Genomic DNA, 254 nt, shown 5'->3' with positions numbered 1-254 from the left:
ACCTTGTTGAACACGTTGAAGAACGGTCCAAGGATGCGGTCCATGGCTCGCGTGAGCCAGTCTTTTGGCGCGTGATGGTCCTTGAGCAGCAAGGCCGACAGCGCCGGAGACAGGGTGAGCGAGTTGAAGGCCGAAATGACGGTCGAAATCGCAATGGTCATTGCGAACTGCTTGTAGAACTGACCGGTCAAACCCGACATGAATGCCAACGGCACGAACACGGCTACGAGAGTCAGTGCAATGGCGACAATCGG

1 protein-coding gene is annotated in these 254 nt (G+C 56.3%); it reads right to left on the bottom strand.

Going from position 1 to position 254, the window contains the following annotated elements:
- A partial coding sequence (locus PQR32_RS42240; RefSeq protein WP_408241851.1) for an efflux RND transporter permease subunit occupies positions 1–254 on the bottom strand: 254 nt, incomplete at both ends.

It is taken from the genome of Paraburkholderia dipogonis (assembly GCF_046027395.1).
Classification (GTDB): domain Bacteria; phylum Pseudomonadota; class Gammaproteobacteria; order Burkholderiales; family Burkholderiaceae; genus Paraburkholderia; species Paraburkholderia dipogonis_A.
The sequence above is the reverse complement of the archived record's forward strand: the minus strand, read 5'-3'. Positions and strand labels throughout refer to the sequence as shown.